This window comes from Flavihumibacter fluminis, assembly GCF_021491375.1.
In the GTDB taxonomy this organism is placed as follows: Bacteria; Bacteroidota; Bacteroidia; order Chitinophagales; family Chitinophagaceae; genus Flavihumibacter; species Flavihumibacter fluminis.
Window position 1 is genome coordinate 1,283,314 of record NZ_JAKEVY010000001.1, and the last position, 17,880, is coordinate 1,301,193.

Genomic DNA, 17,880 nt, shown 5'->3' on the forward strand with positions numbered 1-17,880 from the left:
AACCTCAAAACTGAAGAACATGTTTAAAATGTTTATGCAGCGACCGGTACTCGCGATTGTAATCTCCGTGGTGATTATTTTCATGGGTATTCTGTCGATTGAAACCCTTCCGGTTTCGCAATTCCCCTCTGTAGCCCCACCGATGGTGGTGGTAAACGTTGCCTACCCCGGAGCCAGTGCCAATGTGTTGGTGGAATCTGTGCTCATCCCGATGGAAAAAGCCATCAATGGAACACCCGGTATGAAGTACATGACATCCGATGCTACCAGTGCTGGTGAAGCCACGATCCAGGTAGTGTTTGACCTGGAAACAGACCCCAGTCAGGCAATGGTGAATGTTAAGACAAGAATCGAACAGGTAACCAACCGCCTGCCGCCTTTGGTACAACGGGAAGGACTGGTAGTTAGTTATACTTCTCCCAACATGCTGATGTACGTGAACGTCTTCAGCACCAACAAAAATGTGGACGAAAAATTCGCCTACAATTTTGCCAATGTCAATATTATTCCGGAGTTAAGCCGACTGAAAGGAGTAGGTAGTGCTAAAATCCTGGGTAGCCGGCAATATGCCATGCGAATCTGGCTGAAGCCGGATCGCATGCGAGCCTATAATGTATCCACAGAAGAAGTGATGGAAGCGATGGCGGAGCAAAGTGTAATCGGATCTCCGGGCCGACTGGGCCAAAGCACGGGTAAACGATCTCAATCACTGGAATATGTATTAACCTACCCCGGCCGTTACAATAAACCAGAGCAATATGAAGATATCATTGTACGTGCTACTCCCGATGGAGAAATCCTGCACCTGAAAGATGTAGCTGAAGTTGAACTGGGCAGCGAGTTCTATGATATCTATTCCAACCTCGACAATCACCCTTCTGCGGCCATTGTATTGAAACAAACCTATGGCAGTAACGCAACAGAGGTAATTAAGGAAGTAAAGGAAAAACTGGAGGAGATTAAGAAGACATCTTTCCCTCCGGAAATGGAATACCAGATCAGTTATGATGTATCCACCTTCCTGGATGCGTCGATTGAAAAAGTAATCCATACCCTTACAGAAGCTTTTATACTGGTAGCGCTTGTAGTATTTGTTTTCCTGGGCGATTGGCGATCGACCCTTATTCCTACCCTGGCGGTACTGGTTTCCCTGGTTGGTGCTTTTATGGCGATGAAGTTTTTTGGTATTACGATCAACCTGATTACACTCTTCGCCCTGGTATTGGCCATTGGTATTGTGGTGGACAATGCGATAGTTGTAGTGGAAGCAGTGCATGCCAAAATGGAAGAAGAAGATTTAAACCCTTATAAAGCTACCAAACAGGTATTGAATGAAATCAGCGGTGCGATCATCGCCATTACCCTCTTAATGACAGCGGTATTTGTGCCGGTTGCCTTTATGAGTGGACCGGTGGGAGTTTTCTATCGCCAGTTTTCCATTACCATGGCCAGTTCCATCGTGATCTCGGGTATTGTGGCACTTACCCTTACACCGGTACTCTGTGCAATGATCCTGAAAAACAACCATGGAAAACCAAGAAAGAAAACACCCATCAACCTGTTTATCGACTGGTTTAACCGGAAGTTCAATGGACTGTTAGGTTCTTACACGAAGTTCCTGCGCGTGATCACTCATCGCAGGGTATTAACCTTTGGTATGCTGATTGCCTTTTGTGCCAGTATTCTCTTTACCACAGCAGCGCTTCCTTCCGGATTCATTCCGGGAGAAGACCAGGGTATGATCTATGCCATTATCCAAACACCACCTGGCTCAACGCTTGAACGCACCAATGATATCGCCCGCAAATTGCAAGAGATCTGTGAAAAAAATGAAGGAGTGCAATCTGTATCTGCATTGGCCGGTTATGAAATCATGACAGAGGGCCGCGGTTCCAACGCAGGAACATGTCTGATCAACCTTAAAAACTGGTCGGAAAGAAAGCAATCGGTTCACGAGATCATTGAAGAACTGGAATCGGAAGCCAAGACAATACCAGGTGCCACTATAGAATTCTTTGAACCACCAGCGGTGCCGGGTTATGGTGCAACAGGTGGTTTCTCCCTTCGTTTGCTGGACAAAACCAACACGGGTGACTATAAAGCATTCGGTGAGGTGAATACTGCTTTTATGGAGGCACTTGAAAAAAGAAAAGAGTTAACCGGACTCTTTACTTTTTTCGCTGCGAATTATCCGCAGTATGAGTTGGAGATTGACAACCAGGCTGCCATGCAGAAAGGCGTTTCCATTGGTAAAGCAATGGATAATCTATCAATACTTATAGGAAGTACGTATGAACAGGGTTTTATCCGTTTTGGTACTTTCTTCAAAGTATATGTGCAGGCAGATGCGAAATACCGGGAAATGCCCAGCGACCTGATGCAACTCTACGTGAAAAACAACCGCGATGAAATGGTGCCTTATTCGGCCTTTATGAAGATCAAAAAATCTCAGGGCATGAATGAGATCACCCGGTACAACATGTATACCTCATCCGCCATCAATGGATCTCCTGCATCCGGCTATAGTAGCGGACAGGCAATTGATGTGATCAAAGAGGTTGCCAAAGAAACATTACCTAAGGGTTATGATATCGACTGGCTGGGACTTTCCAAAGATGAGGTACAGCGAGGCAATGAATCACTTTATATTTTTCTGATTGTACTAGGATTTGTTTACCTGGTACTGGCGGCCCAATATGAAAGTTTTATCATCCCACTGGCGGTTATTCTTTCTTTACCTGCCGGAGTGTTTGGAGCTTTCCTGTTTTTGAAAATGATGGGACTCGCGAATGATATCTATGCGCAGGTAGGGCTGGTAATGCTGGTCGGATTACTGGGTAAAAACGCCGTATTGATTGTAGAATTTGCTATCCAGAAACGACAGGAAGGATTTACTGTATTGGAAGCGGCGATTGAAGGAGCGAAAGTGCGTTTCCGACCGATCCTTATGACCTCCTTCGCATTTATTGCGGGCTTGTTACCGCTATTAGTGGCTACTGGTCCGGGTGCGATCGGCAACCGTACGATCGGAGCCTCCTCAGCAGGTGGCATGTTGCTAGGAACCGTGTTTGGAGTAATTGTAGTACCTGGACTCTACTATGTTTTCGGAAGCCTGGCAGACGGACGCAAACTCATCAAAAAAGAAGAAGACACCCCATTAACTGAAGAATTTTCACATCATGCAAAAAAGAAACATCCAAAAATACAGCTGGATCGTACTGACGACCCTGCTGCTGGGCAGTTGTAAACTACCGGCACTGGTAAACAGAGAGGTCAGCAATACTGTACCAGAAAGTTATACAGGACCTGCAACTGACAGCACGAACAGTGCCTCTATTAACTGGAAAACCATCTTTACTGATCCGGATCTGAGTGCATTAATAGATACAGCACTGGCGCATAACCAGGAGCTGAATATCCTGCTCCAGGAAATAGAAATCAGTAAGAATGAAATCCGTGCAAGGAAAGGTGAATACCTCCCCTTTGTTGGAGTAAAAGCCGGTGCGGGAGCAACAAAAGTTCCGAGGTATACCAATATTGGAGCGCTGGAGGCAACTACGGAAATCAAGCCCGGAAAAGAAATGCCGGAACCCCTGGGCGAATTTGGTATTGGTGCCTATGCCAGCTGGGAAGTGGATATCTGGCACAAATTGCGCAATGCTACAAAAGCAGCAAGTATTCGGTACCTGGCAAGTATGGAAGGAAAAAATTTCATGATCACGAACCTGGTTGCTGAAATTGCCAGCTCTTATTATGAATTGCTGGCACTTGACAAACAACTGGAAATCCTGCAACAGAATATTGCCATTCAGCAGAATGCGTATGAACTGGTTAAAGTGCAGAAAGAGGCGACCAAGGTAACGGAACTGGCTGTACGCAGATTTGATGCACAACTGGCCAGTACGCGTAGCATGGAATTCAACATACGGCAGCAGATAACGGAAACGGAGAACCGAATTAATTTTTTATTGGGTCGGTTTCCACAACCCATTCCAAGAAACCGGGGTGATTTTGAACAAAGCCTGGTACCAGCCCTGCAAACAGGACTCCCTACTCAATTGCTGTTTAACCGTCCGGATATCCGGCAATCCGAATTGGAATTGTCTGCTGCCAAACTGGATGTCAGTGTGGCAAGAGCACAGTTTTATCCATCGCTTGGCATCCAGTCGGCAATTGGATTTGGAGCCTTTAATCCGGGATACCTCTTCAAAGCGCCGGAATCCATGCTGTTCTCATTGATGGGAGACCTGGCAGCTCCGCTGATCAACCGGAATGCGTTGAAAGCCTCTTACCTGAATGCCAATGCCAAACAAATGCAGCTGGTATATGAATATGAACAGAAGCTGTTAACCGCGTTCCTGGAAACCAAAAACCAGGTATCCAATATCAGTAAGCTGGAAAACAGTTACCTGCAAAAGAAACAGCAGGTGGAGGACCTCGTGCTATCGGTGGACATTTCGAATCGTTTATTCAATGCAGCAAGAGCGGATTATACCGAAGTCCTGTTTACCCAGCGGGAAGCACTGGAAGCCCGTTTTGAACTGGTAGAAACCAAATTAAAACAATGGCAGGCTTCTATAAACCTATATCACGCCCTTGGGGGTGGCTGGAAGTAAAAATCACATCAATATGCGCAAAGCAATGGCAGGTATCTGTCATTGCTTTTTATATTTCCTATTTTACGGCACTGGTTAACAAAACCATTTGCCATGAAAGTCAGCAGCATACTTGCAGGATGTTTTCTCCTGGTTGGAACAAACTGCTTTGCACAGCAGGAATCGATCCTTTCAGAAAAAAATAAAGGAAATAAATTACCCGTTAACCATCTGCGCTTTAACAATGATACCAACCTGGTTCAGTTTGCCATACTGAGCGACAGAACTGGCGGAATGTTGCCTGGCATTTTTGAAGACGCCGTTAAGAAAGCAAATCAGTTACAACCTCAGTTTGTTATGTCTGTTGGAGATCTGATCAATGGATACTCTACAGATTCCGTGCTGATTGATACACAATGGAAAGAATTCAACCAACTACTTGAACCACTTACCGTTCCATTTTTTTATGTATCCGGCAATCATGATATCAGTAATTCCTGGATGCAGCAGGAATGGATCAGACGATATGGTCAATCCCATTATTACTTTGTATATAGAAACACCTTGTTTCTTTGCCTGAACTCTCAGGATAACGGCTCTTATGGAATGTCGGAATCGCAGATTACGTATTTCAGAACTGTTTTGCAGGAACATCAAAAAGTCAGGTGGACTTTTGTGTTCATGCACCAGCCCATGTGGACATCCAACAAAAGCGGATTTGAGAAAATAGAACAAGCATTGGAGAGAAGAAACTTCACCATATTTGCGGGTCATACTCATAACTACCTGCTTAGCAAGCGGAACAACCACAAGTATTATATCCTCGCTACTTCCGGAGGCGGAAGCGAACGAAGAGGCGAACAGTTTGGCGAATTTGATCATATTACTTGGGTTACCTTACAGGATAACAAGGAGCCAATAGTTGCCCATATCAAACTGGATGGAATTATTGATGAAAACATCGTCACAGAAGCAATTGCCAAAAAAATCCGCCCTCTTAAATCAGGTAGCTGGATGCAGCCAATTGCCTATCGCCATTCAACTGGTAATTCAACAGAAATTACTCCCACTGTACAATTCAATAACCCCAATCAAACGCCCCTCAGCATCAGCGGTCGCCTTCCCAATAGCGCTCATTTCAAATCCATTCCTGAACATATCGATACCATTCTTGCTCCAGGCGCAAGCATCAACTATGCTTTCAAAATCGAACACGCAACAAAGCGTGGATTCCAACTGATGGATTTGCCACCCATTGAAATTGAGCTGCAGGCCAGTCAGGAACTGGAGGGTAAAACCTATAGTCTGCCTGCTAAAAAACGATTACTCATTGACTGGCCATATTCAATAGGGAAAAATGAAATGATCCGGCTGGATCATCCGGAGCAGGTTTTCGAAGACTGGGATTGGTCCGGAACACAGGATCTTGATTTGCGATTCACGGTAGGAGAAGACGAAAATTATCTGGACCTGAAGTATTTTATAAAAGATGACAACTTCATATTTCAAGCAGGGGATTACCAGGACCAGCTGCTGGTATACCTGGAAGATAAAAATCAGGAAAAATTGTTACTGACGATTCATCCAGATCCGAAGCAAACTAATAAGTACAGGCTCACTACGTTGGATGGGCGCCAGCTTAAGAAAAAACTACAGATTTCAAGCACACTGAAGGAGGGTGAATTAACAGTAACCGTAAGACTTCCAAAGAAAGATTTCCTGAAAGCAGATGGATCGTTTAGACTAAATGTTGGCTATATGGACCAGGACGATCCAACCAGTACGGAAGCTGCCACTTTATTCTGGAAACCCAAATGGGATTCAAAAGAAAACTATCCCGGTTCAGGTACCTGGGTAAAATAAAATCAAACTGCTGCCAGCGCAATTTTCTTTCTTTTTTTCCGGCTCCTGTCTGCTGCTTCCATAAAAGAAATGAGCTCAATCGTTTCTTTTGCTGAAACAGGTGCCCTACCCGTTTGGAAGAATTTTACGATTTCTTCCAGCAATGGTACATAGCCCGTAAAGGGGCCTAACTGTACATTGGCTTTTTCACAGAAAGCAGTTCCGCCAAAATCAGCCTTGCCTTTTCTGGTTCCACGAAAGGTTCCAATGCGGCCATCGGCCCATTCACCAATTACAAGGTCGGCATCAGGACTATAAGAACGATATACAGAACGACAACCGGTTCCCATTACCGCAAATAACATTTCTATGCCATGAATACCATACCAGAAAAGATCCGGATGTGTTTTTTCGATGGTAGCCGGACTGAATGTATCAGCACCCAATACAGCTCCAAAATCGCCTTTTGCCACCAATTTGGTATTGGCTGTATAACGAAGCGAAGAACTTGAAAACACCGGCACTTTATACTGCTCAGCAGCCTCGTAAACTGCGATGGCATCTTTTAAAGAAGCTGTTACCGGTTTGTCGATGAAAACGGGTTTGCCTGATTTGAATACTTCCAATGCCTGTTCAAGGTGACGTCGGCCATCATTGGTTTCAAGGCAGACTAGATCCACCTGGTTCAGCAATTCTGCAATAGAGGATGTAATTACTACACCCAGTTTTTTCATTTCCTCCGTATTTGGAGCAATACGTGACGTTGATGAAACAATATCCAGGCTGCCATGTGGATAGGCTGCAACAACCTTATACCCTCCGGTTTCGGCTTCCACATTTTCCCTGTTAAACCATTTGGTAAACGCGATGCTATGGGATGTATCCAGTCCAATTATACCAATTCGTTTTCCTGCTAGTGCGCCCTCTTCTTTTGCGGCCAGTAACCATCCCGGGCTTACAATGGCAGCTCCTGCAAGTGAGGACTGAAGTAAAAAATTACGTCTATGCATAATCGTTTGTTTAACTTCTGGGCCAGTCAAGTTCAATGCCCTGTCCCTCTATAAATTGTTGAAATTCTTTTAGTTTTTGTTCGCGTATCTGCCTGGGATTCAGCTTCAGCTCTTTTGCATAGGCAACCAGGCAACCCACGGCTTCTCCGATACTCCATTCAACGGGGTGCAGCCTAAAACAGCCATTGGTTATATGGGTGGTTCCAATATTCTTATTAGCGGGCAGCAGGTTTTCCATGCGAATTGGAATCAAAGCGCCCATGGGTATCTGAAAAGGAAGAGATCCAAAATCCACATAATTCACTTTGTTACTGGAAGGATGCAGATCAATATGATAATAACCCACGCCAACACTGTCTGCAAAAGGGGCAGCCCATTTCACATCAGGATCGCCCACAAGCTGCGCCCGCTGGTCCTTTCCAACATGTTCTTCCGTAACGGTGAATACCGCTTTTATTCTTCTTGATTCCCGCACATAAGGATATTTTGCCAGACCGTCTTCCGTACCCATAACGTCCTTGCGTAACCGAAGTCCGGGCCAACCCTTACCCCCATCCGGCCTTGGTGCTTCTTTTTGTAACCAGTACAATAATGACAGACTCAATTGTTTGGCCTGATGAATATGCCGCAGTTGCTCTTTTTCACTTACATCAATGATATTTCCCAGCATATAATCGTTCTGTGGCCAGTTCACAATGGTGATATCGCCGGAATAAGTTCCGGGTACAAAATTGTCTTTATTGATTATTCTGCGATAATTCCACAGATTCAATAATTCCCCCGTTGTAATGCCTTCGGGATGAAAGCCAAGTTTTTTGGGCTTTAGGGTACGCGGATCCGAATAGTGCAGGTCCAATAGTTTACCTGCCCATGCCGGCTTCAAATCCGGAATATGATTTTTCCAAAATTCATAGGTTGCAGGTTTGGGAATGGTATGATCTTCACCCGGCACATAATCCATGGCAAAACACATAGTGAACGACTGGTTATTTATCGGATCTGGCTGATCAGGCGCATGCAGTTCACCGGTTTGTGCTTTTGATTCCGTTCCGGTCACATATTCTGTACCCGTCAAGGGTAGCAAATCACCCAACTCAGTTGCATCAATAAAATAGGGCGCCTTCAATTCCTTACGCTGACCGTACCTTCCCTTCACAACAAGCGAGACTACTCTATTCCCTACCACCTCAGCTTTTACGGCTTTGTATTCCAATAGCAGGATCAGTTTACCTGAACTGATATAGGGTGCTAGCATATCCATGAAAACGGCTACGGCTACACGTGGCTCATGGCAAATTCTCGACACAGCACCATCACCCGGATTCAGATTCGGCTTTTGCTTTGCGGCTTCGGTTAAGGGATAGTGTTGGCGGTAGTAATCCCGAACCCTGTTACGGTATTCGCGATAGAGTTTGGTTGCACCATGTGTTTCAATCCACATATGCTCATCTGGTGGCACTCCCTGCTGCGATACCTGTCCGCCTACCCAATCTGTTTCCTCCGTAAGGATTACATGCTGACCATTCCGAAGTGCCGCCAATGCTGCAGCAAGTCCCCCCATTCCAGCACCTGCAATCACGATATCTGCAGACAGGCTTTCCAATTGTCCTTTCTTCTTTCGATCAGCAGCATGTTTAATGGATGCAGGCTCATCTGCCAGGCTAGACAGAGGTGCCGTAATCAGAGCAGTACTACTCAATGCAAGACTTTCCAAAAAATTTCTTCTTTTCATACAGCGAGCATCAATTATTGTAAAAGAGATGATTTTCCCTGGTGATGATATCGATCGGCATAAAATGAACGCTCTTCACGGGCTGGTTCAATACCAGCTTATCATAAAGTGCCATCATGCCCAGGTAGGCCTGTTCCTGGGGTTTCTGGCAGATCAGGAAATCAATCACATTTTTTTTCAGGTAGGCGATGGAGTCTTCCAGGAAATCATAACCGATCAGCAGCAGATCCGTGCGATCCAGTTCTTCCAGCACTTTCGCTACTGCCGCCACCCTTGAATTGGTAACAAAGAGTACCCGTATCGAAGAATTTTTCAATTGCCTGCTGATATGATGGCGAATGGTTTCGGTATCGGTCTGGCCAATATGCAGGGTGATCAATTCGTGTGTATATCCCTGCTGTTGCCAGTACGCACGAAATCCTTCTTCTTTCCGAAGCAGGTGGTGATCCATTTCCAGTTCACGGGTAATATGCAACATCAATATACTGTCAGATGGACGAACCAGGTAACTGATCAGATGAGCACTCAGATAACCGCTCTGATAAAGGTCCGGGCCAAAATAGGCAAGTCCCGATTGTCCCGGCAAATCCGAGTTAATAAAAACAACCGGAATGGATTGCTCCCGGCACTGCTGCATAAACTGGTTGGATTCTTCTACAAACATGGGAGCGAGCAGAATACCATCCGGTTTTTGTTGCAGTAGCGTTGCCGATTGCTTTACAAAGGTTTTTCGGTTGTTTTGATCAAACAGATATTTTTCTACGCTGATTCCATACTGCCTCAATTCCTGTTCTGCTTGTAGTACGCCATCCAATGGCGCCTTCCAATAACTGGTTTCTTCGGAGCTGGCCGGTATGATGATGGCGAACTTTAATTTTTTACGGCTTGCCAAGGTGCGGGCCACGATATTCGGCTGATAGTTCAGCTCTTTAATTATTTGCTGGATCTTTTCCTTTGTTTTGAGTGAAACACCGGGACGATCATGCAGCACCCGGTCTACCGTTGCAATGGAGACATTCGCGCGACGGGCAATTTCCTTAACCCCAACCAGTTCTTCCGATTCTTTTTTCATAAGCGTCAGTTATGGGATGGCATTAAAGCTGCACTATCCCTGTCTAAAAATAAGACAACCGCAGGATGCTTCCGCAAAAGGGTGGAAGGAAAAACCGGACTGATTGCCTCCTCCATCGTATGCAGTACTGCCTGGGCCTTGTTTTTACCTGGCACCATGCAGAAAAGATAGCTTCCACTAAAAAGCGTCGGAAGGCTAACGGTAATGGCTAGTGCCGGTACCCCTTCCAGGGTTTCGAAACAGCCATCATTTACCTGTTGTTGCCTGCAGGCGGGATCAAGATCCACCAGTTTCACCAGGCAGGGATCCTGGAAATCTGCTACATGCGGATCATTGAAAGCCAGGTGGGTATTCTCCCCAATTCCAAGACAAATGATATCCATCGGTGACTCAGATAACAAGGCGGCATATCGATCCGCTTCCTGCTGCGGATCGTCAACCTCTCCATTAATGAGATGAATTTCCCTGAAGGGTACCAAATCAAAAAGATGGCGGTTCAGGAAGTTTCGAAAGGAGGCAGGATGAGAAGCAGGCAACCCGATGTATTCATCCATATGAAAAGCAACAATGCCCTGCCAGTTGATTGACTCTTTGATCAATGCCTGCAAAAATTCCAGTTGCGAGGGTGCGGCAGCAAACATCATCCGTAACACCGGTTTCTCCTGCTGCAGTTCCCGGATCTTTTCTGAAACCCGTTTTGCTGCTGTAAGACCCATCTCTAGCCTGGTATCAAGAATTACTACTTCCATTTTTGAATCATAAAACCGGTTTCCCGTTTATAAATGTTTGCTGAACCCGGATGCCATCATCAAATAATACCAGGTCTGCCATTTTTCCAATTTCAATACTGCCAAACTGATCAGCTACTCCCATTATACGTGCCGGTGTAGTGCTCATCATATATACCGCATCCGGGATACTAACCTCAGCCAGCTGCACCATGGTACGTACCAGGCGGTCAGCTGTTGCTACACTTCCTGCAAACGCAGAACGGTCGGATAGTTTAGCAACATCGTCTTCAATAATCACTTCGAGTCCGGATGTATTACTCCCCAGAATGGATTTCGTTACAGTGGTTCCCGCGGCACGCATGGCATCTGTTACCAGGGCAATTTTCTCTTTCCCTTTTATTTTCACTACCAGTTTCAACAAGGCCTCCGGAAGATGCACGCCATCCGCAATCAGCTCCACATCAATTTCATCCAACAGCAAACTCGACTCAATTGCTCCGGCTATCCGGAATCCGTTTCGGCGGGTTAGTCCCGACATGGCAGAATACAAATGCGTCGCCAAGCAATAGCCATGCTTCACTCCTGTTTTCACCTGCTCATACTCCGCGTTGGTATGAGCTAATGCGGGAAGTATTCCTTTTGAGCGACAAAAATCTGCGAAGGCCAGCGCACCCGGCAGTTCAGGAGCAGCACTCCATCTTCGGACATGTATAGATTTTTCCTGGATCGCCCGGTATTCTTCAGGATCTGGATTCCGGATATATCGCTCATCCTGTGCACCCCGCTGCTCCTTTGAAAAATAGGGTCCCTCAAGGTGAAGTCCCAGAAAACGCGCTCCATCATGTGTGTGAGTAAGCGCTTTTTCATAACAATCAATCGTTGCATACAGATCGGGCAATTCACTGGTTAGTGTTGTAGGGAACATCGAAGTGGTGCCATGTTGTGCATGTAATCTGGCTATTGCCAGGAAGGCTTCAACAGTATTATCCATGAAGTCAAACCCTCCCCCACCATGTACATGAATATCAATGAAACCGGGAGCAAGCCAGTTACCGCCGGCATCCAGTACCGGACCATCCGGTAGCGCTGCTCCAGCTGGTTGGAGCTGATGGATCTTTCCGTCTTTTATTACCAGGCAAGCATCTTCCAGCACTCCGGCAGGTGTGATTATACGGGCATGTATGATCGATAACTGAGCCATATCAGGGTTTCGCAATAACCAGTGATTGAGTGGTGATAAAATATTTCGACAATAAAAAGGACCATTCCCAATCGGGCATACGGCCTGCTTTCAGATACCTAAGAAATTGTTCTGTCACTTTTACAAAATGTGCTTCATGTCCGGCTCTGTAATGATCCGGCACCAAAATCTTCCAGCCGTTTCCATCTTTTTTAAACCGGATATCAGGATAAACCCGCTGGATTTCTTTAATTGCAGCGATCAGCTTTTCTTCATTCAGGGTTTTTCCTTTCACAGGCTCTACATACAAACTGGCACCAAACCGATCTGTGGGCGCCTGTCGAATTACGAGCTCGCAACCGGTTCCGCGAATCAGGGAATAATGTGTGTCACCAGCACCAATGGTTGATTCATAGTTCCATTCCACTTTAATACGCACATGAACCCCCTTTAAAGCATACACCATTTCCCCATTCGAGGGAATAAGAATGGAATCACCTTTACGGTACGTATCAAGAAAATCCGGAAAGCGGGCTGCTCCGGTAGAGGCGCTGTATTGCGGCAGACTGATGGCTGTAGGCCATAACCTGGCACGTATCGGTTGTACGTCACTGTTATAGTTAAGTACCTGTTCCGGAAAACAGGTCCACTGTACCTGGTCTACCAGGTGCGTGGTAACATCCACCAGCCCACTGCCCGCCTGTTTGGGATCGTATTGCCATTCGGTTCGTTTAAGGGGTACGCCTGCCACCAGTTTGTAATAATGATGCAGGCTTTCTTTTACAATGGATGGATTATCCGGACTTCCTTTTTCCAGTTCACCAAAAAGATCCTTTTGCTGCATCAATAAACGCTGCAGGATATTCAGAATTTCATAACGTTCCGTCATGATATCATATACCAGTTGTCCTTTGTTCTTCGCAGTTGTTATTGCCAGTTCCAGTTTGGCAAATCCTTCCGGATCAATAGCCATGGGCTTGTCGGCCAACACTGCATATCCCCTGTTCACTGCTTCACTGATCCAGGCTGTTTTGGTGCGATTGTTTCCGGCCAGCACCAGAATGCTTCCCTTCGGTTGGTTCCAGATCTGTTCCAGGTAGTCTTTTACCTTATACCAGACCGTGTTCCAGGAAGTTGGGTTTTGTTTTCGTGTGTTGAAATTTTTTATAAAATCCAGGTATTGTTGTGTAGCCGCATTATCCGGCGCATACAGATAACAGGTAGTATCAATCTGCGGATTTGATTCCTTCATAACCAGGGCCGCATGAAAATGGCCGGGTTCAAGCGTGAGTATACGATATTTTTCAACAGGATTATAATTGGTTTGTGTCATAGCAGGATATATGAATAGCAGGTTTGCCAGAACTGTATATAGAATTTGTCGCTTCATGCCTTTCTCCAGTTTCTGAATTGATGGCCTCTAACTGCATAAAAAATCAGGTAAAGGTAACAGGGAATCAATACCGCATAGGCGAGTCGTTGTCCCCATACATCCGCAGCCCATCCATACAACAAGGGCATTAGTGCATTTCCACAAAGTCCCATAATCATCAGGGAAGCACCTATTTTTGTGAACCTGCCCAATCCATCCAGTGCCAGCGGCCAGATACCCGCCCACACCAGTGAGTTGGCTAGGCCCAGTAACACCACAAACCAGATGGAGAGATCAGCGGTATGTCCCAGCAGGGTTATATTCCCTTTCGCCAGCAGGATCAGCACAGAAAACAACAATCCCAACAGGGTACAGATTCGTAGTGCCGTTACCTGGCTGATTAATTTCGGAATGGCTATGATACCAAGGATATAACCGACGATAGTTGCTGCGAGCGTATAACCCGGGAAGGTTTTGGCTTCCAGCAAATCAATCTGCATGGAACCGGCATAAGGAATGATGGTATCAATTGCAATCACCTGGGTTCCTACATGCACAAAAATCGCAATGGCCCCCAAAACCAGGTGCGGAAACTGCAATACAGATGTTTTAGTAGAATTTTGCAAAGCCAGCTCACCCGTTTCTTCGTCGGTATTGATTTCCGGCAAGGGAGAATACCGAATGGCGATACCCAGCAAAAAGAGCACCGTTCCAACAACAGAATAGGGTACAATCACCCGGCGGATCAATTCATCCAGGGCGGCAGTTCTGCCTGCTTCATCCATCAATGGAATCTGTTTAAATAATTCAGCATCCGTTGGACGTAAAATAGCAGCAGCAAATAACAAAGGCGCCAGTATACCGGCGAATTTGTTGCAGATCCCCATGATACTGATCCGTTGAGCGGCACGTTCTTTGGGCCCCAATACCGTGATATAGGGATTGGCAGCGGTTTGAAGAATCGCGAGTCCCGCTCCCAGAGAAAACAAGCCCGCCAGGAATATGCCATAAGTTCTGCCATATGCAGCGGGCACAAAGAGAAAAGCGCCCATCGCCATGATCCAGAACCCGATCATCATGCCTTTTTTGAATCCTGCTTTTTTGAGTAAAAAAGAAGCCGGCACTGATAACACGAAATAGGAAATATAAAAGGCAAATGCAACCAGGTAACTTTGCAGGTGGGTGAGTTCACAGGCCAGTTTGAAATAGGGAATCAGGATGGCATTCACCCAACTCACCAGTCCGAATATGAAAAAAAGTCCGGCTATGATACCAATAGAAACGACCGTTGATTGTTTCATGAACACAGCTTAAATAGTGGGTTCCCAACCCGGTTGATAACTGCGTTTCCAAAGTGCTTCAGCCTTCGGATTGTTTTTAATCCTACCCGTAGCGGAATCAATTTCCAGAATCGTACCGGTACGCTGCGCGATATTCCCCAATTGAACAAGCAGCGTGCTTTGGTGACCGCCAACGATTTCCGCATTCAACGGACTGCCTTTACGGATAGCATCCAGGAAATTATTCAGGTGGATGGCATCCAATTGTTGAGAAGGACTAGACAAACTGCTGGTATTAATGGTAGCATCGTTGCGCACTTCTTTAACCAGTTTGTTTTTCAGGTCATAAATGGAATAAGCATTGGTACCATCAAATTCCATGGTGCCGTTTTCGGCATAAAAAATAACTCCAACACTGGCTCCTTCCACATACCGCGGGTTGCAGCTTCTGCCCTCCCAGGTAATGGTGGAACGATTGCCAAACTCAATGCTGATATTCTGCGTATCGGGTGTTTCCCAATCATCCTGGTAACGGTAACGACCACCCGAAGAGAGTACTCTTGTGGGATATGTTTCCTGCAAGCCCCAGCGTGCGATATCCACCATATGGGTTCCGTTGTTCAGAGCTTCTCCCGTACCCCAATGCCAGAACCAATGCCAGTTGTAGTGGATCAGGTTATCCTGGTAGGCTTTGCGGGGTGCAGGGCCTTGCCAGAGCTCAAAATCCAGCCAATCAGGAATCGCTGTTTTTTTGCCGGTTCCAATACCCGGACGATTATTTGAATACCAGGTCTTGGCCATATAAGGTCTTCCGATAACACCCTCATGCAGGGCTTTTATACCAGCTGCAACATTGGGCCAGGAGCGGCGCTGGTTACCCATCTGGATAACGGTTTTGTATTTTTTCTGAGCAGCTATCAGCCATTCTCCTTCCTGTGGATTGTGGCTGGCGGGTTTTTCCAGGTATACATGTTTACCTGCTTTGGCGGCAAGAATGGCAGCAGGCGCGTGCCAGTGATCGGGAGCTGCTACCACCAGGGCATCAATCGATTTATTTTCCAGTACTTTACGTATATCCTTCTCCGTTACAGGCGACTGTCCTTGTACTTTTGCCACCTCCGCCTGGGTTTTCGCAGCTGCCCGGCTATCCACATCACAAATGATGCTTACCCTGGAATTCGGTTGTACTGCAAAGTTGGTAGCGAGTGCGTTCCCCCTTGAGTTCACTCCCATAACGGCGAGGTTCAAGCGCTCATTGGAGCCCAGAATATTGGCATAACTGGAGGCGCTGAATCCTGGAAGGATCCCGCCAACCGTGAGCAGGGCTGCTCCCTGGGTAGCGGTTTTTAAAAAGCGACGACGACTGTTTCGGGATGCTGACATGACAGACTGCGGGTTGTTGGTTGATAATTTCGTGTACGTACCCGAATATAAGGAAAATTGATATAAAACTCAACCTTCCAAAAATTTTCTGCCTTCTGCAGAGATGCGGCTGGCATTCCAGGGTGGGTGGAATTGAAGCGCTACAATAATCTCAAAACCAGGGAAAGCATTTTCCAGGCGATGCCGGCAATTAGCACGGATCGAACCACCCATTGGACAAAACTGGGTAGTGAGCGTCATAGTACAATAGATCTTTTTTTCCTGTTCATCAAAATCAAGCTGGTAGATCAGTCCGAGATCTACTATATTCAAACCAATCTCGGGATCTTCCACGTCTTGCAAGGCAGCCAATGCAATCGTTGCCATCAGTTCATTATTGGTTGTGATATCCCTCATGATTGCGCTTTGTGATTCAATAAATACAAAACATTCCAATTGTATAATATGGCGGTGACCAATAGAAGAATTCCTCCTAACCGTAGCAACAAGACCGATTCCCACAGTATACCCATAAAAAACAGTCCTAATCCTGCGAAGAAACAATACAACATTGCTTGTACGATTTTGTCATTGAATAACTCCCTTGGATTAGGTGCTTTGACTTTACCAAGAAGCCGGTGATAAACTTTGTTCCAGATAATAAAGGGTAGCGTTTTAAAGGTCATACCCAGTATGATGGCAGTAAGCCATCCAAAGAATACGAGGAATCCATAGGCCATTACCAGCTTTGAAGGGGCCTGTTGCATTCCTGTCAACATACCCAGTAATACGATCATCACAAGTGCCGGAAGGGCCAGCAGAAGAATCGATACCAGCGAAAGTTTCATGGGATCATCCACTTTTTTTCGAATTCGTTCGCGGTAAGCCTGGTAACAGTAGTATATAAACAGAAAAAGTCCGGCCAGTATCATAAGCAGCGGTATGAAAAACAGGTAGGCGGCACCGTTATACAGGAAGAAACCGGCAAAAGCAAGTAGTCCGCCATTTACCAAACCAAAGATCCACCAGAGTATTCCATACTGCTGGTATTTGGAGATCAGGAACATTGGGATCAGCCTGGAGCCTACTCCAATGACAAGGAGCAGAAACCAACCAACGATTCCAATATGCGCATGAAAAGAAAGATACTCCACAGAGTTTCGTTGTAACAGTGGAATAGTGAAATTGTAAACCAATAACAGGCCAACAATCGTAGTAATAAGCAACCATAGACTGGCAGACAGAATAAAAGACGACTGAACAGCTTCTTTTCCGCTTTTCGAAATACTGAGTCCAAGGTTCACCGCATAGGACAACACTGCCAACACAATGAGAATACCACCCAGCTTTGCAGGCCAGCCCATATTGAACTGGTAGAATCCGTAAACAAGCAAAGGAATACCAATCGCAGATAGAACAAAGGAACTCATTGCCAAAACCGGACTGTAGAGACTCCCTTCAATAATCACTGGTACCAGTTGATGACTGGCTCCCAGAATAATCATAGTACACCAGCCCAGGGCCATGATATGGGTGATGGCTAAAATATGCGGATTGAAAAAATGACCGGTAAAATCCTTCACTGAAATCAAGAGTAGGATGGCCGCGGTCAGAAAGGACAGGGCTGCATACAAATAAAACGGCAAGACCAGTTTTGCCGGGGTAGTTTTGGCGGGATCCGTATGATTACCAGAAGGAAACATT

Annotated in this window: 13 protein-coding genes; 3 read left to right on the forward strand and 10 right to left on the reverse strand. The window is 45.9% G+C overall.

Going from position 1 to position 17,880, the window contains the following annotated elements:
- Nucleotides 1–19: 19 nt before the first annotated feature.
- The 3 genes from L0U88_RS05715 (at nucleotide 20) to L0U88_RS05725 (ending at nucleotide 6,458) form a co-directional block, all read left to right on the forward strand.
- Nucleotides 20–3,247, forward strand: coding sequence for an efflux RND transporter permease subunit (locus tag L0U88_RS05715; RefSeq protein WP_234864644.1), 3,228 nt, complete (start codon nucleotides 20–22; stop codon nucleotides 3,245–3,247).
- The gene (locus L0U88_RS05720; RefSeq protein ID WP_234864645.1) at nucleotides 3,180–4,616 is read left to right on the forward strand and encodes a TolC family protein; all 1,437 of its coding nucleotides are present in this window, start codon (nucleotides 3,180–3,182) and stop codon (nucleotides 4,614–4,616) included. The genes L0U88_RS05715 and L0U88_RS05720 overlap by 68 nt, the downstream gene beginning before the upstream one ends.
- Before the next feature lie 93 nt (nucleotides 4,617–4,709).
- Nucleotides 4,710–6,458 (forward strand): metallophosphoesterase, encoded by a 1,749-nt coding sequence (locus L0U88_RS05725; RefSeq protein ID WP_234864646.1) that lies wholly within the window; start codon nucleotides 4,710–4,712, stop codon nucleotides 6,456–6,458.
- A gap of 2 nt (nucleotides 6,459–6,460) precedes the next feature.
- Here the strand turns inward: L0U88_RS05725 and L0U88_RS05730 are convergent, their stop codons facing one another.
- The 10 genes from L0U88_RS05730 to L0U88_RS05775 form a co-directional block, all read right to left on the reverse strand.
- On the reverse strand, nucleotides 6,461–7,447 hold the full coding sequence (locus tag L0U88_RS05730) for a Gfo/Idh/MocA family protein (protein ID WP_234864647.1): 987 nt from the start codon (nucleotides 7,445–7,447) through the stop codon (nucleotides 6,461–6,463).
- A 10-nt stretch (nucleotides 7,448–7,457) separates the two neighbouring features.
- Nucleotides 7,458–9,179, reverse strand: coding sequence for an FAD-dependent oxidoreductase (locus L0U88_RS05735; RefSeq protein ID WP_234864648.1), 1,722 nt, complete (start codon nucleotides 9,177–9,179; stop codon nucleotides 7,458–7,460).
- Between the two features lie 10 nt (nucleotides 9,180–9,189).
- On the reverse strand, nucleotides 9,190–10,251 hold the full coding sequence (locus tag L0U88_RS05740) for a LacI family DNA-binding transcriptional regulator (RefSeq protein WP_234864649.1): 1,062 nt from the start codon (nucleotides 10,249–10,251) through the stop codon (nucleotides 9,190–9,192).
- Between the two features lie 5 nt (nucleotides 10,252–10,256).
- Entirely contained in the window at nucleotides 10,257–11,000 is a 744-nt protein-coding gene (locus L0U88_RS05745; protein ID WP_234864650.1) for a glucosamine-6-phosphate deaminase, read from the reverse strand.
- A 7-nt stretch (nucleotides 11,001–11,007) separates the two neighbouring features.
- Complete coding sequence (gene nagA, locus L0U88_RS05750) at nucleotides 11,008–12,183, reverse strand: N-acetylglucosamine-6-phosphate deacetylase (protein WP_234864651.1); 1,176 nt, start codon at nucleotides 12,181–12,183, stop codon at nucleotides 11,008–11,010.
- Nucleotide 12,184: 1 nt separating this feature from the next.
- Nucleotides 12,185–13,552 carry a putative oxidoreductase C-terminal domain-containing protein gene (locus tag L0U88_RS05755; protein WP_234864652.1) on the reverse strand — a complete coding sequence of 456 codons (1,368 nt, stop codon included), beginning with the start codon at nucleotides 13,550–13,552 and terminating at the stop codon, nucleotides 12,185–12,187.
- On the reverse strand, nucleotides 13,549–14,835 hold the full coding sequence (locus tag L0U88_RS05760; protein WP_234864653.1) for a sugar MFS transporter: 1,287 nt from the start codon (nucleotides 14,833–14,835) through the stop codon (nucleotides 13,549–13,551). Before L0U88_RS05760 ends, L0U88_RS05755 begins: the two co-directional genes overlap by 4 nt.
- 9 nt (nucleotides 14,836–14,844) lie before the next feature.
- A complete protein-coding gene (locus L0U88_RS05765) occupies nucleotides 14,845–16,197 on the reverse strand; it encodes a Gfo/Idh/MocA family protein (protein WP_234864654.1) in 1,353 nt (450 codons plus the stop codon).
- Between the two features lie 69 nt (nucleotides 16,198–16,266).
- On the reverse strand, nucleotides 16,267–16,593 hold the full coding sequence (locus L0U88_RS05770; protein ID WP_234864655.1) for a metal-sulfur cluster assembly factor: 327 nt from the start codon (nucleotides 16,591–16,593) through the stop codon (nucleotides 16,267–16,269).
- The gene (locus L0U88_RS05775; RefSeq protein ID WP_234864656.1) at nucleotides 16,590–17,879 is read right to left on the reverse strand and encodes a cytochrome C oxidase subunit I; all 1,290 of its coding nucleotides are present in this window, start codon (nucleotides 17,877–17,879) and stop codon (nucleotides 16,590–16,592) included. The genes L0U88_RS05770 and L0U88_RS05775 overlap by 4 nt, the downstream gene beginning before the upstream one ends.
- Between the last annotated feature and the right edge of the window lies 1 nt (nucleotide 17,880).

Coding starts and splice junctions, on each gene's coding strand:
- L0U88_RS05715 (WP_234864644.1), top strand. CDS start 20: ATGTTTAAAATGTTTATGCAGCGACCGGTACTCGCGATTGTAATCTCC.
- L0U88_RS05755 (WP_234864652.1), bottom strand. CDS start 13,552: ATGAAGCGACAAATTCTATATACAGTTCTGGCAAACCTGCTATTCATA.
- nagA (WP_234864651.1), bottom strand. CDS start 12,183: ATGGCTCAGTTATCGATCATACATGCCCGTATAATCACACCTGCCGGA.
- L0U88_RS05730 (WP_234864647.1), bottom strand. CDS start 7,447: ATGCATAGACGTAATTTTTTACTTCAGTCCTCACTTGCAGGAGCTGCC.
- L0U88_RS05735 (WP_234864648.1), bottom strand. CDS start 9,179: ATGAAAAGAAGAAATTTTTTGGAAAGTCTTGCATTGAGTAGTACTGCT.
- L0U88_RS05760 (WP_234864653.1), bottom strand. CDS start 14,835: ATGAAACAATCAACGGTCGTTTCTATTGGTATCATAGCCGGACTTTTT.
- L0U88_RS05740 (WP_234864649.1), bottom strand. CDS start 10,251: ATGAAAAAAGAATCGGAAGAACTGGTTGGGGTTAAGGAAATTGCCCGT.
- L0U88_RS05720 (WP_234864645.1), top strand. CDS start 3,180: ATGCAAAAAAGAAACATCCAAAAATACAGCTGGATCGTACTGACGACC.
- L0U88_RS05725 (WP_234864646.1), top strand. CDS start 4,710: ATGAAAGTCAGCAGCATACTTGCAGGATGTTTTCTCCTGGTTGGAACA.
- L0U88_RS05745 (WP_234864650.1), bottom strand. CDS start 11,000: ATGGAAGTAGTAATTCTTGATACCAGGCTAGAGATGGGTCTTACAGCA.
- L0U88_RS05775 (WP_234864656.1), bottom strand. CDS start 17,879: ATGTTTCCTTCTGGTAATCATACGGATCCCGCCAAAACTACCCCGGCA.
- L0U88_RS05770 (WP_234864655.1), bottom strand. CDS start 16,593: ATGAGGGATATCACAACCAATAATGAACTGATGGCAACGATTGCATTG.
- L0U88_RS05765 (WP_234864654.1), bottom strand. CDS start 16,197: ATGTCAGCATCCCGAAACAGTCGTCGTCGCTTTTTAAAAACCGCTACC.